The 23,575-nt window shown below is 61.4% G+C and carries 21 protein-coding genes and 4 pseudogenes; 16 read left to right on the top strand and 9 right to left on the bottom strand.

Annotation, left to right across the window (positions count from 1 at the left end; genetic code table 11):
* Window positions 1–257: 257 nt before the first annotated feature.
* The 3 genes and pseudogenes from NG898_RS17030 to NG898_RS17020 all read right to left on the bottom strand — a co-directional run.
* Window positions 258–872, bottom strand: coding sequence for a hypothetical protein (locus NG898_RS17030; protein ID WP_252693548.1), 615 nt, complete (start codon window positions 870–872; stop codon window positions 258–260).
* On the bottom strand, window positions 865–1,533 hold the full coding sequence (locus tag NG898_RS17025; RefSeq protein ID WP_252693547.1) for a prolyl hydroxylase family protein: 669 nt from the start codon (window positions 1,531–1,533) through the stop codon (window positions 865–867). The genes NG898_RS17030 and NG898_RS17025 overlap by 8 nt, the downstream gene beginning before the upstream one ends.
* 466 nt (window positions 1,534–1,999) lie before the next feature.
* Window positions 2,000–2,329, bottom strand: a pseudogene (locus NG898_RS17020) (integrase core domain-containing protein); the annotation flags it as partial.
* A gap of 24 nt (window positions 2,330–2,353) precedes the next feature.
* Here NG898_RS17020 and NG898_RS17015 point away from each other — a divergent pair.
* Window positions 2,354–2,641: an H-NS histone family protein gene (locus tag NG898_RS17015; RefSeq protein ID WP_252693546.1), complete on the top strand. Its 288-nt coding sequence runs from the start codon at window positions 2,354–2,356 to the stop codon at window positions 2,639–2,641.
* Window positions 2,642–2,922: 281 nt separating this feature from the next.
* Window positions 2,923–3,333, top strand: a complete 411-nt coding sequence (locus NG898_RS17010) for a LysR substrate-binding domain-containing protein (protein WP_252693545.1) — start codon at window positions 2,923–2,925, stop codon at window positions 3,331–3,333.
* Here NG898_RS17010 and NG898_RS17005 read toward each other — a convergent pair.
* Window positions 3,304–3,593, bottom strand: a pseudogene (locus tag NG898_RS17005) (transposase); the annotation flags it as partial. The gene NG898_RS17010 and the pseudogene NG898_RS17005 sit on opposite strands and share 30 nt — an antisense overlap.
* Before the next feature lie 18 nt (window positions 3,594–3,611).
* The gene (locus NG898_RS17000; protein WP_252693544.1) at window positions 3,612–3,857 is read right to left on the bottom strand and encodes a hypothetical protein; all 246 of its coding nucleotides are present in this window, start codon (window positions 3,855–3,857) and stop codon (window positions 3,612–3,614) included.
* A 133-nt stretch (window positions 3,858–3,990) separates the two neighbouring features.
* Here NG898_RS17000 and NG898_RS16995 point away from each other — a divergent pair, with 133 nt between their 5' ends.
* The 3 genes and pseudogenes from NG898_RS16995 to NG898_RS16985 all read left to right on the top strand — a co-directional run bounded on the left by NG898_RS16995 (window position 3,991) and on the right by NG898_RS16985 (window position 6,487).
* Entirely contained in the window at window positions 3,991–4,431 is a 441-nt protein-coding gene (locus NG898_RS16995) for a type III secretion system chaperone family protein (protein ID WP_252693543.1), read from the top strand.
* Between the two features lie 33 nt (window positions 4,432–4,464).
* Window positions 4,465–6,020: pseudogene (locus NG898_RS16990) on the top strand (hypothetical protein).
* 245 nt (window positions 6,021–6,265) lie between these two features.
* Window positions 6,266–6,487, top strand: coding sequence for a hypothetical protein (locus NG898_RS16985; protein ID WP_252693541.1), 222 nt, complete (start codon window positions 6,266–6,268; stop codon window positions 6,485–6,487).
* 261 nt (window positions 6,488–6,748) lie between these two features.
* Here the strand turns inward: NG898_RS16985 and NG898_RS16980 are convergent.
* A pseudogene (locus NG898_RS16980) lies at window positions 6,749–6,895 on the bottom strand (MFS transporter); the annotation flags it as partial.
* 80 nt (window positions 6,896–6,975) lie between these two features.
* On the opposite strand from NG898_RS16980, the gene NG898_RS16975 reads away from it, so the two are divergent.
* From NG898_RS16975 to NG898_RS16950, 6 genes are all read left to right on the top strand, one after another.
* Window positions 6,976–7,185, top strand: a complete 210-nt coding sequence (locus NG898_RS16975) for a type 2 periplasmic-binding domain-containing protein (RefSeq protein ID WP_252693540.1) — start codon at window positions 6,976–6,978, stop codon at window positions 7,183–7,185.
* A gap of 264 nt (window positions 7,186–7,449) precedes the next feature.
* The gene (locus NG898_RS16970) at window positions 7,450–9,042 is read left to right on the top strand and encodes an MFS transporter (RefSeq protein ID WP_252693539.1); all 1,593 of its coding nucleotides are present in this window, start codon (window positions 7,450–7,452) and stop codon (window positions 9,040–9,042) included.
* A 70-nt stretch (window positions 9,043–9,112) separates the two neighbouring features.
* On the top strand, window positions 9,113–9,610 hold the full coding sequence (locus tag NG898_RS16965; RefSeq protein ID WP_252693538.1) for a MarR family winged helix-turn-helix transcriptional regulator: 498 nt from the start codon (window positions 9,113–9,115) through the stop codon (window positions 9,608–9,610).
* Window positions 9,611–9,639: 29 nt separating this feature from the next.
* A complete protein-coding gene (locus tag NG898_RS16960; protein ID WP_252693537.1) occupies window positions 9,640–10,611 on the top strand; it encodes a magnesium and cobalt transport protein CorA in 972 nt (323 codons plus the stop codon).
* A gap of 10 nt (window positions 10,612–10,621) precedes the next feature.
* Window positions 10,622–11,179: a DNA-3-methyladenine glycosylase I gene (locus NG898_RS16955; RefSeq protein WP_252693536.1), complete on the top strand. Its 558-nt coding sequence runs from the start codon at window positions 10,622–10,624 to the stop codon at window positions 11,177–11,179.
* Between the two features lie 73 nt (window positions 11,180–11,252).
* The gene (locus tag NG898_RS16950; RefSeq protein WP_252693535.1) at window positions 11,253–11,798 is read left to right on the top strand and encodes an NADPH-dependent FMN reductase; all 546 of its coding nucleotides are present in this window, start codon (window positions 11,253–11,255) and stop codon (window positions 11,796–11,798) included.
* Window positions 11,799–11,820: 22 nt separating this feature from the next.
* Here the strand turns inward: NG898_RS16950 and NG898_RS16945 are convergent, their stop codons facing one another.
* Window positions 11,821–13,047, bottom strand: a complete 1,227-nt coding sequence (locus NG898_RS16945) for a CynX/NimT family MFS transporter (protein WP_252693534.1) — start codon at window positions 13,045–13,047, stop codon at window positions 11,821–11,823.
* Between the two features lie 93 nt (window positions 13,048–13,140).
* Window positions 13,141–14,019: a Rossmann-like and DUF2520 domain-containing protein gene (locus NG898_RS16940; protein ID WP_252693533.1), complete on the bottom strand. Its 879-nt coding sequence runs from the start codon at window positions 14,017–14,019 to the stop codon at window positions 13,141–13,143.
* Window positions 14,020–14,196: 177 nt separating this feature from the next.
* Between NG898_RS16940 and yddG the strand changes: the two genes are divergently transcribed.
* The 5 genes from yddG (at window position 14,197) to NG898_RS16915 (ending at window position 21,384) form a co-directional block, all read left to right on the top strand.
* Entirely contained in the window at window positions 14,197–15,117 is a 921-nt protein-coding gene (gene yddG, locus NG898_RS16935; protein WP_252693532.1) for an aromatic amino acid DMT transporter YddG, read from the top strand.
* Window positions 15,118–15,289: 172 nt separating this feature from the next.
* Entirely contained in the window at window positions 15,290–15,445 is a 156-nt protein-coding gene (locus tag NG898_RS16930; protein ID WP_004634893.1) for a DUF3309 family protein, read from the top strand.
* A gap of 142 nt (window positions 15,446–15,587) precedes the next feature.
* A complete protein-coding gene (locus NG898_RS16925) occupies window positions 15,588–17,147 on the top strand; it encodes an efflux transporter outer membrane subunit (RefSeq protein ID WP_252693531.1) in 1,560 nt (519 codons plus the stop codon).
* Window positions 17,144–18,292 carry an efflux RND transporter periplasmic adaptor subunit gene (locus tag NG898_RS16920; protein ID WP_252693530.1) on the top strand — a complete coding sequence of 383 codons (1,149 nt, stop codon included), beginning with the start codon at window positions 17,144–17,146 and terminating at the stop codon, window positions 18,290–18,292. The genes NG898_RS16925 and NG898_RS16920 overlap by 4 nt, the downstream gene beginning before the upstream one ends.
* Window positions 18,289–21,384, top strand: a complete 3,096-nt coding sequence (locus NG898_RS16915; protein WP_252693529.1) for an efflux RND transporter permease subunit — start codon at window positions 18,289–18,291, stop codon at window positions 21,382–21,384. Before NG898_RS16920 ends, NG898_RS16915 begins: the two co-directional genes overlap by 4 nt.
* A 54-nt stretch (window positions 21,385–21,438) precedes the next feature.
* Here the strand turns inward: NG898_RS16915 and NG898_RS16910 are convergent, their stop codons facing one another.
* The gene (locus NG898_RS16910; RefSeq protein ID WP_252693528.1) at window positions 21,439–23,469 is read right to left on the bottom strand and encodes an ankyrin repeat domain-containing protein; all 2,031 of its coding nucleotides are present in this window, start codon (window positions 23,467–23,469) and stop codon (window positions 21,439–21,441) included.
* Window positions 23,470–23,575: the final 106 nt, after the last annotated feature.

Genomic DNA, 23,575 nt, shown 5'->3' with positions numbered 1-23,575 from the left:
GCCAAGTAACTGATTGAGGGATGGCGTATCGAGTACAACACCGGGCGGCCTCAAGCTCGCTCGGCTACCCGACTCCGGTCCGGCGCAGTTCGCGCCGGGGCATGAGCAGAAAGCGTTTTTAGCCTCGGCCTCCATGTGCGCTTCGTACTAAAACCGAGGAATGGGAAAATCCAGTGAAGTCAGTGGTGGCACTATGGTGCCATGCCATCTCTAATGTCGCTTCGGCCGTTTTCGATGGCATGGCTTTGTTAGCTGCTCTACCTACCCACTTTTCTGCTGGGGGGAGAGGTGGGGACCGGGTAGGGGGGAGGAGGAGGATAGGGAGGAGGAGGATAGGGAGGAGGGAAGCAGAAGGCAGGCCCGTCAAGGCCGTCTGCGAGGTTGAGAATCAAGAGCAGCTGAAGGAATTCCGGTGTCTCGGATGAAGCAGCCGCCGCGTTGGTTTCGTCAAAAAGATTCCGGGAGGCTATATTCTTCTGATAGTCGGTGCTGCTTTGCCACGCCAGCACGTCCAACGATTCACGCACAGAGGCGTTGTCAAGCATTTTGCAAAGAGGATCATTATAATCTAAGTTAATATTTGCCTCTTTTGCGAAATTGCGTGTGAGGTCGAGAATCAAGAGCAACTGAAGAAATTCTGGTGTCTCGGATGAAGCAACCGCCGCATTCGTTTTGTCAAAAAGATTCCGTGAGGCTATATTCTTCTCATCGTCGGTGCTGCTTGGCCACACCAGCACGTCCAATGGTTCACGCACAGAGGCGCTGCCAAGAATTTTGCAAAAAATATCATTATAATCTTTGCAAATATTCTCCTCTTTTACGAAATTTCCGAAATTTGCAAATCGATTGTCAATAACCGATATCTCAGACATTGCTTTCGCCCTCGTTTGATTTTCCAATATTCAACCATTTTGTTGCCACCCATTTGGATCCTTTGATTACAGGAGAGCCACCATGGAGTGTTCGCTTTGATTGATGTGTGTTAGGGTCTGAATAAACAAAAAAGATGCCACTTCCTCGTCGAGGGAAAATCTCCAGAGGTATCATTGGGAATATTGTCCCACCGCCGTATTCTGGCTCTTTGAGGTACATAACGAGAGTCGCTATCCGCTGGGATCGATGGGAAAGTACTTTGCGAGGAGCGGCCTCAAAAAAATCGTAGTGAGGCATGTACTCCTCGCCCGTTCTGTAGCGAAGAATTTGAAGATCCTCCATCTGGTTAATTGGCCAATTGAGCAGCTTCGCGATCCGTTCGTCCAACTTATCTACTAAATTGCACTCATCTCCAGGGAGAAAGACTCCATGGCTGGTTCGCCTCTCATCGATGTATCCGCCAGGTTCTCCATCGCCCACCCTTGATCTTTCTAGTCGATGGGATGCCATATCAATCAACGAACAGCACTCCTCCTCATCAAGGATATTATCCATAATTGTTATATCAGGATAGGTTGATCGTGCAATGATCTTTATTTTGCGGTCGCCAATATCAATATGCGATGGCGATCCTTCCAGATTTGGTCCTGGTAAATTCATGATTTTTTATTTGGCACGGATTTCATGTTTTTCAGAGGAAAGTGTAGTCGGAATTCTTCTGCCCCCACCAGATATGAGCCCAAATTCTTTTGGGGGCGGCAATCCGATCGATAATTCCGAAGCCAGTCTCAGTAGCCTGCCCACACCTTGAGCGTCATCGCTTTCTAACTCCGTACAACACAAGAGACGCCCATTAACGCGCTACCGTCTCGCAGTTCATCAAGCGGCGCTTTGACATCCGACCAGCAGTACACGCGAAGCTGCAACTTGTTAAGGTCACTGCGCAAGTTGCGCAGCGTTCAACTTCCGCCTGATCGTTTTCGGACAAGGACGGAACGTATAGTTTTTTGCAAAGAATGTCTTTCAAAAATCGATCACTATCAGCGGAGGTTCGCCACAAAGGGGCGAAACAGGACGCTCAGTTGAGTTGCGCGAACGCCTTGGGCAGGTGCCGACTCCACACAAATCACTGCCAAGCTAAATTAGAGGTATCCGGGTTGTCGGGAATGCGACATTCGAAAGGCGTGAACCCGCCGAGGCTGTCATGAGGAATCTCTTGGTTGTAATCAGCCATCACCCGGCGGGCTCGCACCTCGCTGAGTGTGCGGAAGGAGTGCATGTCGAACACGCTACGTCGATATCTGCCGTTGAAGCCTTCAATGAGGCCATTCTGCATCGGGCGCCCCGGCTCAATGAAGTCCTGCGTGATGCCCTGGGTCTGCGCCCATTCGGCCAGCGCCGGCGCGATGAGCTCAGAGCCGTTGTCCAGGCGCAGTTTGTCCGAGTATCCTTCGTATTCCACACACACCAGAGGAAGGCTATGGCGACATATAAAGACCTGCTGGCTCAGAAAGCTAAGTTGGACGAACAACTCGAGGCTGCACGCGCGGCAGAGGTTGAGACGGCTATCGCGCAGGTCCGTCAAATCGTGCTTGAGTACGGTTTGACGGCAGAAGATCTCGGGCTCGCACCCAGGGCAAAGAAACGCAAAGGAGGAATTGTCCCGCCCAAGTATCAGGACCCGAAATCTGGGGCAACGTGGTCCGGCCGAGGTCGCGCGCCAGCATGGATTGCCGGCAAGAACTTTGACCGGTACCTCATTAAGTAAAGATTGCCCGTAGAGTTCAATGCGCTTCTGGCACCGAAAAGCCGCTGAATACAGCGGCTTTTCTACGCCGCACTAGGCGTATGAGCGCTGCAAGAAATTGGGAATCTGACCCGCTCGGATTTTGCGTTCCCAGATATCCAGTGACGCTCTTCCCTTGCCTTGTCGTTCCGGCATAGCCCGACACCCAAGGATGGGGACATCTATCTCACCCAAGCCGCGACATACCCGGTTGCAGACCCGGCGATCCGCTTCTGGCCGAGCCCATCGCGCCGTTTGCGGCTGTGAACGGCTTGCCGTTGGTTTCGTTCTGCCGGCCCAGCAGCTGGCTCGATTGGCTCGACCACCTCGCGACGCAGCGCGGCATCTCTCTTAACGTCGTTGTCGCAGCGGATTTCCTCAGTCTGCAGCCGCGCATCGTTGAGGACGGCGGCATGTATGCGCTGCTTGGCCCATATGCAATCGCCAACGCCGTGCGGGAAGGGCGGCTACAGGCAGCCGACGTTGTGGACCCGACGTTCTATCGATATATCGCGCTGGCGATGTCGCGGCATGGCGACCTGACGCACGCCAGCCGCACGGTGATGCAACTCACTAAGAGGCCAGTTCAAAAAGGTTGCTCCGTACATCTGAAAGTGTTCCAGCAGACGAGAGCGCAGCCGAAACTGGCCTGCCTCGCGCAACCCGTCGAGTAGCAATTCGTGCAGCCGCGCCCATACGCCGGCCTTCTGCCAATCGCGTAGACGCCGCCAGCAAGTTGTGCCTGAGCCGAAGCCCATTAGGGTCGGCAGATGGTTCCATCGCAAGCCCGTCTTCAGCACGAACAAGATGCCATTGAGCGCCGCCCGATCCGATACGCGCGAGCGGCCAGGATGCTCTTTGCGCCGTGCCTTGGGTGGTGGCAATAGCGGTTCGATCTGTGTCCACAGCTCTCATCGATGACCAGCGCTTCCATCCCTTGGTTCCTAGTTGTTCAGGAGGTCGAGGTTAACAGCTCGCCGGGAATGTAAATAGTCCCCTCAGGTTTTTTTTTAACTGGCCTCTTAGGTGTGCCGAACGTCATGCGGCTGCTGAGGACATTCGCGCGCCGCTGCGCGACAAGATGCCGGACCAGTTGAAGATGTCGTTCGCGTTGTGGACGCGACATGCTGTGCGCGAGTTGATTTGGCGGCGATACGCTTTGACGCTGACGTTGCTTGCGCAGGGCAGACTTGCGCATAAGGCGATGCACAAAAAACTCGGGTCGGCTCACAAGAAAAAGCGGAATAGTTGACCGAAATTTGAAAGCCAGTAGCAAACAATGCGTCTAGTATTGTCAGCTATGAAATTTACTCATCTTAGAGGATTTGACTGTGGCGGAACAAGCAATCTACCGTATCCTAGTCAATGAATGGCTTAAACTCCTCGGGCTCGCAAAGACGCAAGATATCAGCTCTAATCCATTAACGATTAACGTCGACGATCGATTCGATGTCCACTGTTGCCTCGCAAACAATGAAAAGATACTGCTGATCGCAGAGTGGCCTGCTTTAAATATAACAGAAGTAATTCTCACGAAAGTACTAAACGAAAATCAACCCACATCGCGAGCCATGCAACCGCAAATTGCATTGCGGGATGATAAATATTGGCAATGCTGGATCGATATGCCTATTAACGGGTGCAACCTTCCAGCACTGGTCGAAGGGTTCGAGCAGGTGACACAATATGCCGATCGCATTATTGACGAAATAAATGCAGAAAGTCGCGCTGACGCAGTAAATTATTTCCGCCCGAAGCAATCATTCTTTTGAATTAACAACATTTAAATTAGGATATTTCAAAAAATGCCGAACATGGCCATCATGGGGGCGACCGTGCCGGAACAATACGCTCCTGTCGTAGGACCTGCAACGCCCAGCACCAGCAATGTCGGCGGACGAACGCTCACCGTTCAGCCGTCGATATTGAGTACCGGCGATCTCGTCAAAGTGCCACCCGAGCATCTCGCAAAGATGGCCGGCGTGAGGCTAGGCATTAGCTCGGCGGGAGACCGGCTTAACCATCTTGAACGTAATGGCGTTACGCTGGCAGAAGACAAGATACTGACAGCTGTTCGCTACTCCCACAACGTTAAAATCGACCACGAGAACGCATCGAACATCCGATCTCAATTAGATCGCATGAGAATTAGTGAAATATATTTGCCGAAGAAAGCGGATTCCTATTCCCTGGAAGTGCGCAATGCCTTGGATGCAATTCTATTGGAGATCCCGGATAAGAACGAAAAGCACACGATACCGATTGATAAATACTTGACGAATCGGCTCTCGTCCGGCGCTGTGGAGCAAGCGAAGCAGCACGGCTGTGAATTTTTCTGTGGAGGTGGCCGAGAAGAAATGCTTAATCACTATGCTAATCTCGGGTTCGATCGCGCCATCAGCATTTCCAGTAACACCTCGACAAAGTTTGACTTGTTCTCCAACTCTTCTAATGGTAAATCGCTACTCGTCCTCAGCGGCATGAGCGGCACAACGAGAATCAAGCATCAACTTTTACAGTTGAATTTTGCCGATGTCGATCTAAATCGAGTCAAACTCGTGGGCGACATCGATTCGCTAAAAGAAAAAAGCGGGGTCGATCTACGTAAGGAGTTGTCGCAGCTTCCATCGATCCAAAGCAAGACGCTTTTCATCGGCGCCCGTTGGCAAATTATGGAATCTCTCGGAAAACAAATTTTCAATGTCCACGATTCAGCGGAAGAAGGTACGGGATATGACAAGCTGGACGTAAAAAAACACAAAGTTGCCGATTTTGTATTCGATACCGCAACACTCAATCTCGATGGACGTCAGCATCTCGTTGCCGCACTGCGTATGCCAAATGGCGATTTGGCATACGATGCAATGAAAGGATTCCTTGATCACGGCTTCAACCAGGTCATCATGTGCGGTGCCGGCGGTCGATTGGCGGGCGATGCGCAGGTCGGCGACTACATGCTGCTAGAGCGCAGTCAATATGGAGATCAAAGCATCTCACTAGCGCAGGAATGCATCCACGTGCCGGGCGCCAAACTCTTCGAGAATGCGAAACTAACGAGCAATGTCACCGTCGATTCGCCATTGCAAGAAACGCAGCGGTGGCTTGACGAGAATCAGGAGACAGGCAGCGTCGATGTTGAAACCGCACATATCCTTCGCGCACTCACGGAAGCCGGACCTAACGTCAAAGTCCTTCCGGGATTGTTCGTGTCGGACGTGGTCGGCGAACATCCGCTAGAGGGCAAGATTAGCAGCGACAATGCGTATCGGCGATTGCCGGAATTTATCACCGCCTCGCTGGGAATGATCCGGAACAGGACACCTCACTCGCATGGCGCTCGCAATCGAGCAAACTAGACTAGAGTCTGTTTGCATCACCTCGCTATACACAGTCCGCAAAACGGTGATGGCGTTGGGTTGGCGGCAAGTTTGAGACGGCGTCTGGGTTGTAAACGAAAACGAATCGGCGTCTACTCTCGCAATTTGCGGCGAAGGCAAATGGCACGAGAGTCGGACGGCTGGCCATACAAGGAGTTGGGCAGCGTGGATTTTGGCGACGAACGATGCAACGAACGGGCGAAGGTGCTGCTTTCGCGCGCACGCTGTCGTGCTGTGCCCGAACGATGCGACGGGGCTGGACTTCCATGGCCAGGACATCAGCGGCCTGGGGCCGCTGAACTACGAGGCGCAGCGCGGGATGTATCTCCACCCGACGTACGCGGTCAGTACGGATCGCGTGGAGCAGGGTGTGCTGGATGCCTGGGTGTGGGCGCGCGAGTTCAAGGATGCCGAGAGCAAGCGCTACGGTATCAAGGAGAGCACGCGCTGATCGAGGGATGCGAACGGCTTGCCGAACTTGCCTCGGAGCTTGCGGACACACGGCTGATGTCTGTGGCCGATCTGGAAGCGGATATCACGATGCTGATGCGACGTGCCGACGAGCTTGGGAGACCGGTGGACTGGCTGATCCGCTCGACGCACGACGCAGCCTGACGGTGGTGAGAGGCTCTGGCAGAAGGTGCTCAAGACCGAAGCGGTGGGCGAGATCCAGTTCGTGATGGCGGCCCGTGAGGGGCTGAGGGGCAGAAGGCCGACCGCGCCTTTGCGCTTGCGACAGCTCGTTGATGTAGGTCGCCGCCACCGGCACTTCCCCACCCACGCCGATGCCCTGCAGGAATCGGCACAGGAACAGCATCTGAAAGTTACCGGCAAACGCGCGCACCACACTCACCTGCGATCCAGCGCGGCATCTCTCTTAACGTCGTAGTCGAAGCGGATTCTCTCACCCTGGAGCCGCGCATCGTCGAGGACTGCGGCATGTATGCACCGCTGGGCCCATATGCCATCGCCAACGCTGTGCGGGAAAGGCGGCTGCAGGCGGCCAAGATGGTGGACCCGACGGTTTATCGATATATCGCGCTAGCGATGTCGCGGCATGGCGATCTGACGCTTGCCAGCCGCACGGTGACGCAACTCACCAAGGAGATCGCCCAAACGGGAACGGCGGTTTCTGAGCATGGCCAGTAACGAAGTCTAGCTTGGCACGCCGCGCGTCGAGAGGGACGCGTGAAGCTTTCACGTGCGCTGTCCCGCAGAGCAAGTGCACTGCACTGCTCATGGGTTGGCCCGTCCGGTTTCTATATGTGGACGGCAAGCAACCTCGACAGACTTTATTTCCATCCGACGGACTTTATTTCTTCCGATCAACTCTCAGCAAGCCATCCCGGACCTCGCTACAATATCGTTGACGCATCAATCGTTGATGTATCATTTGTATTCCCGCCCTCCGCCATGGCCGTCCACACCGCGCTCCCGCACTCCCATACTCAGGTTCTGCCGTTCAAGGAATCGCTCTTGGCGATGATCGGCATCTGCTTTGTCGTTGTTCTGGTCGCCTTCGACCAAACCGTGGTCGGCACGGCGCTGCCGACGGTGGTGGCGGAACTCAAAGGCTTTGAGCTGTACGCCTGGGTGGCAACGTCGTATTTGCTGACGTCAGTGGTGACGGTGCCGATTTTTGGCCGACTGGGGGATTTCTACGGACGCAAGCCGTTTGTGATTGCCTCCATCGTTGTGTTCACGTTGGCGTCGGTCATGTGCGGGATGGCGGGCAGCATGACGTTTCTGGTGTGGTCGCGGGCGCTGCAGGGCGTTGGTGGCGGCATGCTGGTCGGCACGGCTTACGCGTGCATTCCCGATCTGTTTCCCGATGCGCGTGTACGTTTGCGCTGGCAGGTAATGCTGAGCGCGTCGTTTGGTATTGCCAACGCCATCGGCCCGACGCTGGGCGGCTGGATGACGCAAGCGTTCGGTTGGCGGTCGGTGTTTTACGTGAACATTCCGTTCGGTGTGCTGGGGCTGTGGTTTGCCTGGCGCTTTCTGCCGCATCTGCGCCAGAACGCGCATACCGGGCGTATCCGGCTGGACTGGCAGGGCGCGGTGCTGATCACGGTGGCGCTTGGCGCGCTGCAGTTATTCGTGGAATGGCTGCCGCGGCATGGCCTGTCGCTGCCGCTTTTCGGTTGGCTGGTGCTGTCCGCTGCCGCATTCGTGGCGCTGTGGTGGTGGGAGCAGCGTGCCGAACAGCCGTTGCTGCCGTTTGACATGTTGCGCAATCCGGCGCTGGCCGCGCTGTTCATGCTTGCGCTGCTGTCGGGCTTCTCGATGTTTGCGGTGCTGTTCTACGCACCGCTGCTGTTCCAGGGCGGGTTTGGCATGTCGCCTCAGGAAGCCGGCCTGGTGATTACGCCGCTGGTGGTGTGCATCACGCTGGGCAGCATCATCAACGGGCGCATCGTCACGCGCATTCCCAAGCCCAACGCCATGCTGTATGCCGGCTTTGCGCTGCTGACCGTGGCGGTGGCAGGCATGTCGATGTCGTCCAAGGGCATGCCGCACGCGGTGCTGACGTTGCTGATGCTGCTGGCCGGTCTGGGGCTCGGTTTCGTGCTGCCCAATCTGACCATGTTTGCGCAGCAGACGGCCGGCCGCGCGCATCTGGGCATTGCCACGGCGCTTCTGCAATCGCTGCGCATGGTGGGCGGCATGGTGGGTACGGCGCTGGTCGGCACGCTGGTGAGCGAGCGCTATGCCTCGGGCGTTGCCAATGCGCTAGGCGCTGATAACGCGATGCAATGGCTGCGCCAGCTTGCCGATCCCGAAATTCTCATCGATCATGATTCGCAAGCCGCCTTGCTCTCGCAGTTGCATGTTGCCGGCCACGACGGTGCGGCGCTGCTCGAGGCCGCGCGACATGTGCTGGTCAGTGCCATTCATATCGGTCTGATCGTGGCGACGGTGGTGGCGCTGATTGGCCTCTGGTATGTGCGCCGGGTGCCGCCCGTGGTGCTGCACCATGTCGAGCCTGTGCAACATACGGAATAGGCGCGGGATAGGCGAGAACAAGCCGGAGCGGTTAGGATGCGCGGTTTCCTAGCAATCTCAGCCCTGATCGATGACCTCTGAACGCGAACGCTTCGCCGTCATGCACCAGTTTGGGCGCACCTATCGTGCGTTCATGGCCGCCTTCGAGGCGCATGTCGGCCAGCCGATGCCGCGCTGGCGCATCCTGCTGGCGCTGCACGACAACACCGGCGGCGGCATGGCCCAGAAGCAGCTCGCCGAGCGCCTGCAGATGGACCCTGGCGCGCTCACCCGCCAGCTCAAGGTGCTGGAGCAGCTCGGCTGGATTGAACGCACAACCGATGCGCGCGACAACCGCCTGACCAACGTGTCGCTGTCAGATGCCGGCCTGGCCATCGTGCTCGAATGCATGCCGCGCCGCATCGCCTTCATCAATGCCACGCTCGACGGGTTGCCGGACGATCTCGTCCACGCGCTGTCCGAAGCGCTGGCGCAGATCGAAACACGCTTGGCCGAAGTGCCGGCGCTGGCCGCCCAGGCCTCCACCGCATCCGATATCAAGACAGCAGATCAGCCCGCAGACCGCTAATGCGCGCTGAATGCGTTCCGGAGACAACCATGTCCATGGTGATCAACAGCGCGCTGTACCGTAACGGCAAGCGCGAGCGTGACCTGTCCGTCGAGGCCATCAGCGACGTGCTGCACACGCCGGGCTCGTTCGTCTGGCTCGGTTTGCATGAGCCGGACAACGCCATGCTCGACCGCGTGCAGGAGGAATTCGGCCTGCACGATCTCGCCATTGAAGATGCGCGCAACGCGCACCAGCGGCCCAAGCTCGAGCTATACGGCGACGTGCTCTTCATCGTGTTGAACACCGCGCAAATGGAAAACGGCAACGTCGTCTTTGGTGAGACGCACCTGTTTGTCGGCAGGGATTTTCTCGTCTCTGTGCGGCACGGGCCGTCGGCGTCGTATTCGCCGGTGCGCGAGCGCTGCGAGCGCACGCCGCAACTGCTGGCCAAGGGCGCACCGTTTGCGTTGTACGCGGTGATGGACTTCGTGGTCGACAACTATCAGCCCGTGCTGGAACGCCTGCAGGAAGAATTCGAGCAGATCGAAAGCCAGATCTTTGGCGACACGTTCGATCGCGCGGCCATCGAGCGGCTCTATACGCTTAAGCGCCAGCTTCTGCGCCTGCGCAACGCCGCGCTGCCAGTGGAAGACATCGCCGGCCAGCTCGTGCGTCTGCATGAAGACGTGGTGCCCAAAGAGCTGAGCGCGTATTTCCGCGATATCGCAGACCACGCGCACCGCGCGGTGGGCGCGCTCGACGTGATTCGTGAAATGCTGACCACGGCCATCTCGGTGAACGTGGCGCTGGTGTCGGTCACGCAAAACGACATCGTGAAGCGGCTGGCGGGGTGGGGCGCTATTCTGGCAATTCCGACCGTGGTGTTCAGCAACTACGGCATGAATTTCAAAGGCATGCCGGAGCTGGAGCATCCGGCGGGGTATCCCATCGTTCTGGCGTGCACGGCCACCGCTTGCGTGTGGCTGTATCGCAAATTGCGCAAATCAGGCTGGATCTAGGAGGCAACACATGGCGCGCTGCTGCTGGGCGGGCGAAGACCCGCAGATGATCGCGTACCACGACACCGAATGGGGCGTGCCCTCGCACGATGATCGTCACCTCTATGAGATGCTGATCCTGGAAGGCGCGCAGGCCGGGTTGTCGTGGCAGACCATTCTGCGCAAGCGGGCGCGCTACCAGGAAGTGTTCGAGGGGTTTGATGCGGCACGCGTGGCGCGCTTTACGCCGGCACGCATCGAAAAGCTGCTCGCTGATCCGGGCATCGTGCGCAATCGCGCCAAGGTGGAAGGCGCGGTCATTAACGCGCGCAAGGTGCTGGAACTTCAGGAAGAAATGGGTTCGCTCGACGCATTCCTGTGGGCGTTCGTCGATGGCAAGACCATCGTCAATCGCTGGGACAGCTATCGCGACGCACCCGCCGCAACTGATGCGTCCAAGGCGATGAGCAAAGCGTTGGTCAAGCGCGGTTTCAAGTTCGTCGGCCCGACCATCTGCTACGCCTTCATGCAGGCCACCGGCATGGTCGATGACCACGAGGCCGGGTGCTTTCGCGCGGGGAAGGCATAACGCTCAAGGCTCTTCTTGATCCGGCGAATGTCCGTTATTCTCGCCAGTCCCAACATTGATGGAGTCGTTCTTCATGTCGCTGAATTTTCTCGGCATTGCCGGCAGCCTGCGCCGCAAATCCACCAACCAGGGCCTGCTGCGCGCGGCGTCCACCCGGCTGCCCGCTGGCGTGGAAATGGACCTGGCCGATCTGACGGATATTCCGTTCTACAACGCCGACATCACGGACAAGCCTGCTGCGGTGGTGCGTGTGCTGGAACAGATCGGGCGCGCCGATGCGCTGGTGCTGGCCTGCCCCGAATACAACTACTCGCTGGCGCCGGCGCTGAAGAACATTCTGGACTGGGCCTCGCGCGAGCCCAACAACGCGTTGCTGGCAGGCAAGCCAGTCGCGATCCTGGGCGCGGGCGGCGGTATGGGCACGTCGCGCGCGCAATACCACCTGCGTCAGGTGTGCGTGTATCTGGACCTGCATCCGCTGAACAAGCCGGAAGTGTTCGCCAACGCGTTCGCCGGTGGCTTTAACGCCGATGGCGATCTGACGGATGAGCGCATTGCCGGCCTGATCACCGAGCAAATGCAGGCGCTGGCCAACTGGACGTTGAAGCACAAGGCTTGATCGAAGCCTTGCGGTAGCAATCTCACTCGCCGGCGTGCAGCGTGCGGTTGCGCCCGGCGAGCGAGCCCGCCACGAGCGAGGCCAGCGCAATCGCGCTGAACAGCCAGCCCATCACGGCCCAGCTGCCGGTCAGATCGTGCAGCACGCCCATGAGATACGGCCCCGCGGCCGCCATGGTGTAGCCAATGCCCTGCGTCATGGCCGACAGGCTTGCCGCCACGCGCGCATCGGCCGAGCGCAGCACGATCAACGACAGCGCCACGCTGAAATTGCCGCCCTGGCCGAGTCCCAACAAGACCGCCCACCACCACAGCGTCGACAGCGGCGCATACAGGCAGCCCATCAGGCCGGCCCAGCACATCAGCATCATCAAGATCACGGCGGGGCGTTGGTCGCGGCCCAGCCGCGCCACAAAGGGCCCACCCAGCGCGGTGATGAGCTGCACGAGAATCGACACCGCCACCACCACGCCGGACTGCACGGCAGACAGCCCGCGGTCTTGCAGGATCACCGGCAGCCAGCCGAACACGCAATACGCCAGCGACGATTGCAGCCCCATATGGAGCGTCACCTGCCAGGCAATCGGCTTGTTCCACAGTGACACACGCTGCAGCCGAGTGGCCGAGCCCTTGCCATGCGCATGCCGCATATGCGGCCACCAGCCGACAAAAGCCAGCAGCGCGGGGAGGGCCCAGAACGCCAATGCAGGCTGCCAGCCGCCCAGCCATGCCGAAAGCGGCGCGCTGGCCCCGGCTGCCACCGCCGCACCAAAGCACAGCGCCATGGTGTAGACGCCTGTCATCAGGTCAGCCTGGCGGCCGAAATCCCGCTTGACGATGCCCGGCAACAGAACGCCCGTCACGCCAATGCAAGCGCCCGCCGCGAGCGTCCCGATGAAGAGCGGTGCAACGCCGCCCACGCTGCGCAAGGCAATGCCTGCAGCCAACGCAATCAGCAGGCCGCCCACGGCGCGTTCTGCACCAAAGCGCCGAGCCAACACCGCCGCCGCAGGCGCGAACAGGCCCAGGCACAACACCGGCAGGGTCGTCAGCAACCCCGCCGTGGCGCCTGACAACCCTGTGCCAGCCGCCACCTGTTTCAGCACGGGCGACAGGCTCGATAGCGCGGGCCGCAGGTTCACGCCCACCAGCACCAGCCCGACAACGAGCAGGATCAGCGCGCCGGACGAACGGCGGTCTGCAGCGTCATGCGCAGCAGGAGATGGCGATGTGTGTTGACGTTGGGACATGGCAGAACAGGCATGCAAGCAAGCTGGCGATTGTAGGCCGCGCGCCGGATTGGCGCATACGCGCCACCCAATGCCAACGATCCGACTCCGCAATTACGTAGGATCAAGGCGCGCGGCGAGGTCGGCCAGTACGTCTGCGGAAGGCGCGCCGCGTTCGGCCGCCAACGCCAGCGCACGCCGTGTGAGCGCTGTGTAAAGCGCGGCGTGATCGGCGCCCAGTGCATCCAGTGCGTGCAGATGTTTGTCGATGACGCCGCCGTCTCCGCGCGACACTGGGCCTGCCAATGCGCCAGCCAGGCCACGTGCGCGTGCTGCGGCCAGCGTGCCGTCCACCAGCGGCCACATGGCAGCCACGGCGGCTTCACGGTCGATGCCCGCAGCCTCCCACAACGTGGCGGCTTCATGGAGTGCGCACAGCAGGAAGCTGGCAGCGTAGTTGGCCCCGGCGTGATACAGGGCGCGTTGCCCAGCACGCACCTTCAACGGTGTGCAGCCGAGCCGCAGTGCAAAGCTGGCGAGTGCCGCGTCGTGCGGCGCATCGGCGTCAATGGCGATGGAGGCGCCGCCCAGACGTTCGGCATCGTCGGGCAAGCCGGCAAACAGAAACAGCGGATGAAAGCTGGCGGTATCCGCGCCGCACCGGCGGGCACCGTTCAGCAAGTCGCGCTCGCCGGCACCACTGCAGTGGATGACGAGTTGGCCGGGGCGCCAGCGCACGTTGTCGACCACGCTCGGGATGGCGTCATCCGGCACGGTCACAAACACCCAGTCGGCGGCATCTGCCACGCCTTGCGGGTCGACTGCCTTGGCGCCTGTGGCTTGCGCGAGCCACGCGGCGGGTGCGCTTGAACGGTTAGCGACCGCCACGGTGCGTACGCCCGTGCCGTGCGCCCGCGTGGCCAATGCCCGTGCCAGCCGGCCCGTACCAATCCAGCCCACCGAAACCGGCGTTTCGATTGCAAAAGACGTCATGGCAAATCTCGATTTTTCATCGCCTGCATCTTATAGCGAAGCCACATCAGTAGACCGAGATGCACCCATCAGGCGGTCGCGCGGTACGGCCGGTAAACTGCACGCCTTTGCCGGCAGCGTTTGGCCGGGCGTTAGCAATGGTTTTTTCAGGCGGACATGTCGGTGCAGGCAGGCGTTATGCAAAGCAAAAGTAGGGCAACCCTCATCGGGCTCATCGCGGTGCTGCTGTGGAGTTCGATCGTCGGGTTGATCCGGGGCGTGAGCCAGCATTTGGGCGCGGTGGGTGGCGCCGCCATGATCTACACCGTGGCGTCGATGCTGTTGGTATTCACCGTTGGCTTCAATAACTTGAAGACGTTTCCGCGGCGCTATCTGGTATGGGGCAGCCTCTTGTTCGTGTCGTACGAGCTGTGCCTCTCGCTGTCGATCGGCTATGCCAACAGCGGGCGGCAGGCAATCGAAGTCGGGATGGTCAATTACCTGTGGCCGACATTCACGATGCTGTCGGCCATTGCCTTCAACAAGCAGCGGGCGAATGCCCTGATCGTGCCGGGTGTCCTTGTTTCCATCCTCGGGATTTGCTTCGTGCTTGGCGGTGATCAAGGGTTCGATATCGTCGGCATGGCCGAGAACATCAAAGACAACCCGCTCAGTTACGGATTGGCGTTCACGGGCGCGGTGATCTGGGCGGCGTATTGCACGGTCACCAGCCGGATTGCCGAGGGCAAGAATGGCGCAACGCTGTTCTTCATCCTGACGGCGCTGGCCCTGTGGATCAAGTTCTTCGCCACGGGTGGCGGCACCATGGACTTCAGTGTCTCGGCCATCATCTACCTGGCGCTGGCGGCATCTGCAATGGGGTTTGGCTATGCGGCCTGGAACGTCGGCATCCTGCACGGCAACGTCACGGTGTTGGCGACCGCGTCATATTTCATCCCTGTGTTTTCTGCTGCCCTGGCCGCTGTGTTGTTGCATGCCCCGCTCTCGTTCGCGTTCTGGAAGGGCGCATTGATGGTGGTTGCGGGGTCGATCCTGTGCTGGCTTGCGACGCGTGGGGGTCGGGCAAAGACGTTGACTTCGCCCAAGTCTTCCGCCTGACATAAGAACGGGCACACCCACGCATCCGCGGTATTTCATATTCGCAATTAACCGCCAAGATTTAAGAAAAACCGCAGATATAGCCAGCACGGGAACGGGGCGTGCTAGATGCCGGGTAAGCCGCTGCGCCACGAGGGAACGGCGGCATACCAACACAGAAACAGGAGGCATCATGTTGAGCACCATTCTCATCATCGTTCTCATCTTGCTGCTGATCGGCGCGCTGCCGTCTTGGCCGTACAGCCGGGGTTGGGGCTACGGGCCGACGGGCGGCCTCGGGCTGATTGTGGTGATCGTGGTCATTCTTGTGCTGCTGGGCTATATCTGACGCCAGCCAACGCCGATGCACGCATGGTTCTGAGCATCGCCTGACCGGTTTCCGAGGGTTGGCTGAGCACCGTAGCGGGGCGAGTGTCTTGCAGACGCTTGACTGGGCATAATCCCAGCTGCGTTCCCGAAGGACACTTTCCATGAAGACAGGTCGACACGCCGGCAGCCGCGCGCCCGGCGGTCGTGCCCGAGTCGCGCCGCTGGTGCTGGCCTTGCTGCTGGCTGGCTGCGCGGTCGGGCCCGATTACCACGCGCCGCCACTGAGCGGCACCGAAGCACCGCAAGGCTGGCACGCCACGCTGCCGCACCACGGCAACCGCATGGCGTTGGCGCACTGGTGGGAGCAATTTCACGACCCGGTGCTGACACAACTGGTGGAACAAGCGGATGCGACCAGCCCGACAATCGCGCAGGCCGTCGGGCGCGTGCGCGAGGCGCGGGCGAGCGTTTCCACCAGCCGGGCGGCGCTGTTCCCGCAACTGAAAGGCTCCGGCTCTGCCACGCGGCAGGGCGGGTTTGGCGGCAGCCAGTTTGCTGGTGGCGCGGGCGGGTTGTCTGCCGGTGCGCTGAGCCCCACGCTGGGCCTGGGCACGATCACCACTTTGGCGGCGCAGGCCGACGCGTCGTGGGAGATCGATCTCTTCGGCGGTAAACGCCGCAGCCTGGAAGGCGCCGATGCGCGCCTGATTGCCAGCGAAGCCGATTGGCACGACGCGCGGGTGTCGCTCGCCGCCGAGGTTGCCAATGCTTATTTGCAGCGACGCGAGTGTGAGGCGCTGGTCGACATCGGCGCGGCAACGTTGTCGTCCCGACGGGAAACGCTGCAACTGACCGAACGCAAATTCCGCGCGGGCTTTGTCGCGCCGGCCGATTTTGCGCAAGCGCAAGCCACGGTGGGGGATGCCGTCAATGCGCTGGAAGGCCAGCGTGCGCAATGTGCGCAGGGCATCGACAAGCTCGTCACGCTCACAGGCATTGACCACGATGCGCTGAACGGCCTGCTGTCCAAGGCCAGCGCGCAGATCCCGGCACCGCCCGATGCCGGCGTGCCCGATGTACCGGCGCAGGTGCTGTCGCAACGGCCGGATGTGTCGTCGGCCGAGCGCGCGGTGGCGGGGGCAAGCGCCGATATCGGTGTGGCGGTGGCGAGCCGCTTGCCGTCGATCACGCTGGCGGGCTCCATCGGCATCAATTCGTATCGCCTTGGCGGGCAATCGCTGACGACCAAGTCCTGGTCGTTCGGGCCATCGGTATCGTTGCCGATCTTTGACGGTGGCTCGGGTGCGGCGCGCGTAGAAACAGCGCGCGCCCGTTACGACCAGGCGCTGGCCAGCTATCGCAGCAAGGTGCGTCAGGCTGTGCAGGAAGTGGAGGATGCGCTGGTGCGCCTGGACGCTTCCGACCGCCGTGTCGACGCAGCCACCATGGCCGACGCCCAATACGCAAAGGTGCTGGAAGCGTCCAACGCCCGCTATCGTCTGGGCGCGGGCAGCCTGCTTCAGTTGGAAGACGTGCGGCGCACTGCGTTGCAGGCTTCGCAGTCTCTGGCGGCGGTCAAGCTTGAACGCGCGCAAGCCTGGGTGGCGCTGTACAAGGCCGTGGGCGGCGGCTGGCGCGACGATGCGCCCAATCCTCATCCCGATAACAAGACCACTGCGCCGACCGCTCAGGGCCGGACGCATACCGGAAGTGCTTCATGACAGGACAACGAGTTTGGATGGCCGCGCTGGCCGTGATGCTGGTCGGCGCGCTGGCGGCGTGCGGCAAATCTGCGGAGAGCAAGAACAAGGAGCAGCCGCCTGCCAAGCCGGCGCTTGCCGTCAACGTTGCGCATCTGGCGCAGCACGTGTGGCCCCGCGCCGCCACGGCCAGCGGTGCCGTGCAGCCGTGGCAGGAAGCCAGCATCGGCGCCGAAGTGAACGGGCTGAAGCTGGCGGAAGTGCTCATCAACGTGGGCGATGTGGTCAAGCAAGGGCAACTGCTTGCGCGCTTGTCGGATGAAACCGTGCGCGCCGATGTGGCTGCGCAACGCGCCAGCCTGGCCGAAGCCGAGGCCTCGGCCGCGCAAGCTGCCGGCGAGGCCCATCGCGCGCATGAACTCGACAAGAGCGGAGCGATCAGCCAACAGGATCTGATCCAGTACGACACCCAGGCGAAGACCGCCGCTGCCAAGCTGGCCGCAGCACGCGCGCAGTTCGAGAGCCAGCAATTGCGCTTGCGCTACACGCGTGTGGTCGCGCCGGACGACGGCGTCATCAGCGCGCGCACCGCCACCGTGGGCGCCGTGGTGTCTTCCGGCACCGAGCTTTTCAAACTCATCCGCAAGAACCGCCTGGAATGGCGCGCCGAAATGCACGGCGACATCCTGCCCCGCATTCAGCCCGGCCAGGCCGCGCGCCTTCGCCGCATGGATGGCGGCGTGGTGAACGGCCGTGTGCGCCAGGTCGCCCCCACGGTCGATGCCAACACGCGCAATGGCCTCGTCTATGTCGACCTGCCGCCGGAAGCTGCAACGTCCGGCGTGAAGGCGGGCATGTATCTCTCGGGCGATGTGCTGCTGGGCGATGCGCCGGCCGCGACCGTGCCGGAGACCGCCGTGTTCTCTCGCGATGGTTACGACTACGTGATGGTGATCGGCCAGCAAGGGCGCGTGCGCCAGACCAAGGTTACAGCTGGCCGCCGCCAGGACGGGCAAGTCGAAATCGTGCAGGGCATCGGCGCGAAGGACGGCGTGGTCGCTGCCGGCGCAGCATTCCTGAGCGATGGCGATGTGGTGCGTGTGGCCGCTGTCGGTACAGCCTCCGCGCCCGCCGCATCGGCGCCCACAGCCGGAGCCAAGCCATGAACTTTTCTGCCTGGGCGATCCGCAAGCCGATCCCTTCGATCCTGCTGTTCATCCTGATCACGGTGGCAGGGCTGGTGTCGTTCAAGATGTTGTCGATCCAGAACTTTCCGGACATCGATTTTCCTGCCGTATCCGTGACGGCCAGCCTGCCGGGCGCCACGCCCACGCAGATGGAAACCGAGGTCACGCGCAAGATCGAAGACAGCATTGCGAGCATCGGCGCGATCAAGCACATCACGTCCACCATCAACGACGGCAGCTCGACCACGATGGTCGAGTTCCAGCTTGAGAAGGATGTGCAGGAAGCCGTGAACGACGTGCGCGATGCGGTCAGCCGTATCCGCGCGCAATTGCCGTCCGACGTGCAGGAGCCGGTCATCTCCCGCGTGACGTTCGCGAGCATGCCGGTGCTGACGTACGCCGTGGAAGCGTCCGACATGGATGCGGAGGACCTCTCCTGGTTCGTCGACAACACGGTCAACAAGCGGCTGCTGTCGGTGCATGGCGTGGCCAAGGTGACGCGCCAGGGCGGCGTGGACCGCGAAGTGCGCGTGCAGCTTGACCCAGTGCGCTTGCAGGCGTTGAACGTTTCGGCGGCAGATATCAGTGCGCAAGTGCGCGGCATGCAGCAGGAAGCGCCGGGTGGGCGCGGCAACGTTGGCGGGCAGGAGCAGGCGGTCCGCACGCTCGGCACAGTGAAGAGCGCGCGCGAACTGGCGCAGATGGACATCCCGCTGTCGGACGGCCGGCGCATTCGCCTGTCGGATGTGGCCGATGTGCGCGATACCGCCGCAGAGCCCCGCCAGATGGCACTGTTCGATAGCAAGGCCGTCGTGAGCTTCCAGGTGTTCCGCTCGCGCGGCGCCAGCGAAATCTCGGTGGCCAAGGGCGTGCGCGAAGCAATTGCCGCGTTGCAGGCCGAGCGGCCAAACGTGCATGTGACCGAGGTCTACAACATGGTCAAGCCGGTTTCGGACGCATACACCGCATCGATGCACGCGTTGTACGAAGGCGCCATCCTGGCCGTGATCGTGGTGTGGCTGTTCCTGCGCGATTGGCGGGCTACGTTTGTGTCAGCCGTGGCGTTGCCGCTGTCGATCATCCCGACGTTCGCGGCCATGCAGCTGCTCGATTTCACGCTCAACGGGATCACGCTGCTGGCGCTCACGCTGGTGGTCGGGATTCTCGTCGACGACGCCATCGTGGAGGTGGAGAACATCGTGCGCCACCTGCGCGATGGCAAGAAGCCGCTGGAAGCCGCCATGGAAGCCGCGCAGGAAATTGGCCTGGCCGTGGTAGCGACATCGCTCACGCTGGTGGCGGTGTTCTTGCCGACGGCGTTCATGGGCGGCATCTCGGGCAAGTTCTTCAAGCAGTTCGGCTGGACCGCTTCGCTTGCGGTGCTGGCCTCGCTGCTGGTGGCGCGGCTGCTTACGCCCATGATGGCGGCCTACATGCTCAAGCCGCAGGATGAGCCCAACCGAGACGGCTGGATCATGACGCGCTATCTGCAGGCGGCACGCTGGTGTCTCGTGCACCCCTGGAAAACGGGCGGTATGGCGGCGGCGTTCTTCGTTGTGTCGGTTGCCATCATCGGGCTGATTCCCGCAACGTTCCTGCCGCCCGAAGACTGGGCACAGCTCCAGATGACGGTGGAAAGCCCGCCCGGCAGCACGATCGCCCAGACACGCGACAACACCGAGCGTGTGCGCAAGATCGTGATGCAGCACAAGGAAGTCCGTCACGTCTATACGGCCATCGGTTCGGGCGTGATGGCTGGCGTGCCGGGCTCCAGCGGCGGGGAGGTGCGCAACGGCACGCTCACGATCTCACTCACCGACCGGCACGATCGGCACATCAAGCAGCAGGACGTTCAGCGCCAGTTGCGCGAAATGCTCGAAGGCGTGCCGGGCGTGCGAATCTCGTTCGGTGCGGTGGGCTCCGGCGAGCAACTCCAGGTGGTGTTGACCGGCGACGACCCCGCCACGCTTCAGCAGGCAGCGCGCGACGTGATGCGCGATCTGCGTACCGTGCCGGGGCTGGGTGCGGTGACCTCGTCGGCAAGTCTGCTGCGGCCCGAAATCGTCATCCGCCCGGACTTTGCGCGCGCGGCACAGCAAGGTGTGACAGCCGCCGCCATCGGCCAGGCCGTGCGCGTGGCCACCGCCGGCGACTACGACGTCAACCTGCCGAAGCTGAACCTGCCGGAGCGGCAGGTGTACATCCGCGTTGAACTCGACCCGAAGGCGCGCAACCAGATCGACACGATCCGCCAGTTGCGCGTGCCGGGGCGCAACGGCGCGGTGCCGCTGGAGAACATTGCCGATATTTCCATCGGCAGCGGCCCCGCACAGATTGACCGGTATGACCGCAGCCGCAACGTCACCATCAGCGTCGGGCTGGAAGGGCGCGCGCTGGGCGACACCAACATGGAGGTGGAGGCGCTGCCGTCCATCAAGAACTTGCCGCAAGGCGTTCGCCGCATTGCCTCGGGCGACGTGGAGGGCATGCAGGAGCTGTTCAGCAGCTTCTTCCTCGCCATGTTCGCGGGGGTGCTGTGTGTGTATGCGGTGCTGGTGCTGCTGTTCCACGACTTCACGCAGCCGGTGACGATCCTGGCGGCGCTGCCGCTGTCGGTGGGAGGAGCGTTTGGGCTCTTGGCGCTGTTCGGTTTCAGCCTGTCGCTGCCGGCGTTGATCGGCTTGCTGATGCTGATGGGCATCGTGACCAAGAACTCGATCCTGCTGGTCGAATACGCCATCGTTGCGCGCCGCGATCTCGGCATGTCTCGCACCGAGGCGATCATCGATGCATGCCACAAGCGCGCACGCCCCATCGTCATGACCACGGTGGCCATGACGGCCGGCATGGTGCCGATGGCGCTCGGTCTCGAAGGCGATGCAGGTTTCCGGGCGCCGATGGCCGTGGCGGTGATCGGCGGCCTGCTGACTTCCACGCTGCTGAGCCTGCTGGTGGTGCCGGTGGTGTTCGAAAAGGTGGATGACTTCAAGGAGTGGACGCTGCGCAAGTTCCGTGGCGTGCGCCATCACGGGCAGAGCACTGAGCCTGTACCGCAGCAGGAGCAGCGGTAACGGTGGCGTCGCCCAGGCCTCACGGAGGCCGGCGAAGCTGCGGCCTCCGGGGCGCTACACGGAAGCGTCGCCGTCTTCGGCAATCGATTCCATGGGGCGGCGGCCTCGACGTGCTACGGCGGGCAGCGTCGCAGAGGTCAGCACTGGACCTTGTTGTCGCGCCCAGCGCGGCGCGCGCACTGCGTCAAACGCTGGGTTGTCCATGACTGCATTCTCGTGATCTACCGAGAAGCGCGAGAGAGCAGCCGCAAACTGCGTTGCGTCTGCGTGATAGCCGAGTCCGGGCGGGCCGCTGGTTTGGGGGCGTTTGCCGTTGTGACCGTCAGTGTCGGTCAAGCCAAGCTTGAGTTGTACGAGCCCTGGATATCGGTACCCGCCCGGGCCCTTCATGACGCCCATCAGCCCGCGATGTGGCGCTCGGGCATAGTCCAGCGTGAGCGCCACGCCGCGGGGCTTGCCGTAATCGGCATCGAGCGGGCCGCCCTTGGTGGCGCGACGGCCCTGGTTATTGTTCAGCAGTTGCGGATCCAGCAAGATCATGGACGGCTGCTTGGGCAGCAGGACACGGCTCTCAACCGTCGCGCGAAAACTTTGTGCCATGGCGCCGCCCATTGACGCGCCAGAAATGAAATCGAGTTCGACATGGTTGGGCCGGGACAGGATCTTTGCGAACAGCTCGCCCGCCCGCTTGGTCGCACGGTCAACATCGCCAATCCGGCCGAAGGCGCTGCTGATGTCTTGGCGCACATCCCGGAAGTTTTGCGTGCCGCCGAAGAACATGCGCATGCGTTGCGGCCCTTCAGCGTCGTTGGCGGACGCAGGCTCCAGCGCAACACTGCTGTGAGCGATTCTCATGGCCTTGACCAGTTCGGCGTGCTCGCCCTCTGTCAGGGCTCCGGACAAGGCGGGATGTTCCAGCGCCGAGAGACCGTAATTCCCGAAGTTGCTGCCGATTTCCTTGGCAAACTTCGAAAACGTCTCGCGTATGGCGTCCCGCTGCTGGGCGCGCACGTTCGTATCTTCCGACGACAGGGCGCCGAATCCCAATGCCTCGGAAAGCGCGCTGGCATCCCGATCTGGCAATTCGTCGAACGTGCGCAGCGCGTCGTGGACGAGGTTGATCTTGTGCCCCGATTTCAGATCGTTGATTGCAGGCGTGGTCGTGCGTGCTCGCGCTGGCGAAAGCCGCAGATCGGGCGCCACCCGCAGCTCGGCCAACGGAGTCGCGGTCAGCCCTGCGCGCCGCGTATTGGCCGCTGCCGCGCCGGTGGACAGGGGCTTTCGGTCACGAAGGTTACCGGTGAAGGTCTCGCGTTTGGCCAGTTCCAGAAACGCCTTTGCCGCCACGCCCGTCTTGGGGATGGTGTCTGGCGATCCGCCAAATCGCATCGTCAACACGCGCGCGAACGTGCGGCCCGCTCCGTTCGGAGTGCGCAGATCAGGGTTATGCGCCAGCATGGCAAGCACCGTGTCTTTGTTCGCAGCCTGGGCGAGCCGCATGACGGCCGTATTGCCGCGCGCGTCGCGGGCATCGATTGGGGCGCCGGCACGGACGAGCAGATCGACGGCATGCGCAGAGCGGGCGTTAAAAAGCGGCGTTGCGCCCTGATTATTGGTCGCGTGCACGTCGGCACCGGCTTCGAGCAATTGCTCCAAGAGCGCCGTGTCGCGTCCTGCCACGGTATGCAGCGGCGTATTGCCCACGTCGTCCTGTGCATTGACATTCGCGCCGCGCGCGACCAGCGCCTTGGCCAGCCTGAAGTTGTCGCAGCCCAGCGCGCTCACGAGCAGCGGGTCGCCATGGTGGTCAACGGCATTTACGAGGTCTGGATGCTTGGCGAGAATCTCGTCGAGCCGCTCAGATGAAAAATCGTGCTGCCACACCATGTCGAGCACCTCTGCGCGATGCTCGGCCTGGTGCAGGAAGGTCATCCCCCAGCCGTCACCAGGTGGAATCGCCGGTGCAGCGCTAGTACTCTTTGGCGACGTTGCGGACGCCGCTTGGCGGCGGCTCGTGCTTGGCGACCACTGCGCGCCCGCGCGAATCGCCTTGATGGCGTCGTGCAGTTCCGGGTCTGCGGACATGCGCCCAGCAGCTTTTGGGCTGCTTGTGGAAGCGGCACTAATGGCAGGCAGTGTTCCAGTGTGCTTGCGTGCGGGCAGCCGGCTGAGTTGAGGCGCAACTTTGCGA

The sequence above is a fragment of the Ralstonia mojiangensis genome, from assembly GCF_023955645.1.
In the GTDB taxonomy this organism is placed as follows: domain Bacteria; phylum Pseudomonadota; class Gammaproteobacteria; order Burkholderiales; family Burkholderiaceae; genus Ralstonia; species Ralstonia mojiangensis.
The sequence above is the reverse complement of the archived record's forward strand: the minus strand, read 5'-3'. Positions and strand labels throughout refer to the sequence as shown.

Bases quoted from the DNA above. Each gene is read 5' to 3' on its own strand.
- NG898_RS17030 (WP_252693548.1), bottom strand. From the start codon at position 872: ATGTCTGAGATATCGGTTATTGACAATCGATTTGCAAATTTCGGAAAT.
- NG898_RS17025 (WP_252693547.1), bottom strand. From the start codon at position 1,533: ATGAATTTACCAGGACCAAATCTGGAAGGATCGCCATCGCATATTGAT.
- NG898_RS17015 (WP_252693546.1), top strand. From the start codon at position 2,354: ATGGCGACATATAAAGACCTGCTGGCTCAGAAAGCTAAGTTGGACGAA.
- NG898_RS17000 (WP_252693544.1), bottom strand. From the start codon at position 3,857: ATGCGCAAGTCTGCCCTGCGCAAGCAACGTCAGCGTCAAAGCGTATCG.
- NG898_RS16975 (WP_252693540.1), top strand. From the start codon at position 6,976: ATGTATGCACCGCTGGGCCCATATGCCATCGCCAACGCTGTGCGGGAA.
- NG898_RS16970 (WP_252693539.1), top strand. From the start codon at position 7,450: ATGGCCGTCCACACCGCGCTCCCGCACTCCCATACTCAGGTTCTGCCG.
- NG898_RS16965 (WP_252693538.1), top strand. From the start codon at position 9,113: ATGACCTCTGAACGCGAACGCTTCGCCGTCATGCACCAGTTTGGGCGC.
- NG898_RS16960 (WP_252693537.1), top strand. From the start codon at position 9,640: ATGTCCATGGTGATCAACAGCGCGCTGTACCGTAACGGCAAGCGCGAG.
- NG898_RS16955 (WP_252693536.1), top strand. From the start codon at position 10,622: ATGGCGCGCTGCTGCTGGGCGGGCGAAGACCCGCAGATGATCGCGTAC.
- NG898_RS16950 (WP_252693535.1), top strand. From the start codon at position 11,253: ATGTCGCTGAATTTTCTCGGCATTGCCGGCAGCCTGCGCCGCAAATCC.
- NG898_RS16945 (WP_252693534.1), bottom strand. From the start codon at position 13,047: ATGTCCCAACGTCAACACACATCGCCATCTCCTGCTGCGCATGACGCT.
- NG898_RS16940 (WP_252693533.1), bottom strand. From the start codon at position 14,019: ATGACGTCTTTTGCAATCGAAACGCCGGTTTCGGTGGGCTGGATTGGT.
- yddG (WP_252693532.1), top strand. From the start codon at position 14,197: ATGCAAAGCAAAAGTAGGGCAACCCTCATCGGGCTCATCGCGGTGCTG.
- NG898_RS16930 (WP_004634893.1), top strand. From the start codon at position 15,290: ATGTTGAGCACCATTCTCATCATCGTTCTCATCTTGCTGCTGATCGGC.
- NG898_RS16925 (WP_252693531.1), top strand. From the start codon at position 15,588: ATGAAGACAGGTCGACACGCCGGCAGCCGCGCGCCCGGCGGTCGTGCC.
- NG898_RS16920 (WP_252693530.1), top strand. From the start codon at position 17,144: ATGACAGGACAACGAGTTTGGATGGCCGCGCTGGCCGTGATGCTGGTC.
- NG898_RS16915 (WP_252693529.1), top strand. From the start codon at position 18,289: ATGAACTTTTCTGCCTGGGCGATCCGCAAGCCGATCCCTTCGATCCTG.
- NG898_RS16910 (WP_252693528.1), bottom strand. From the start codon at position 23,469: ATGTCCGCAGACCCGGAACTGCACGACGCCATCAAGGCGATTCGCGCG.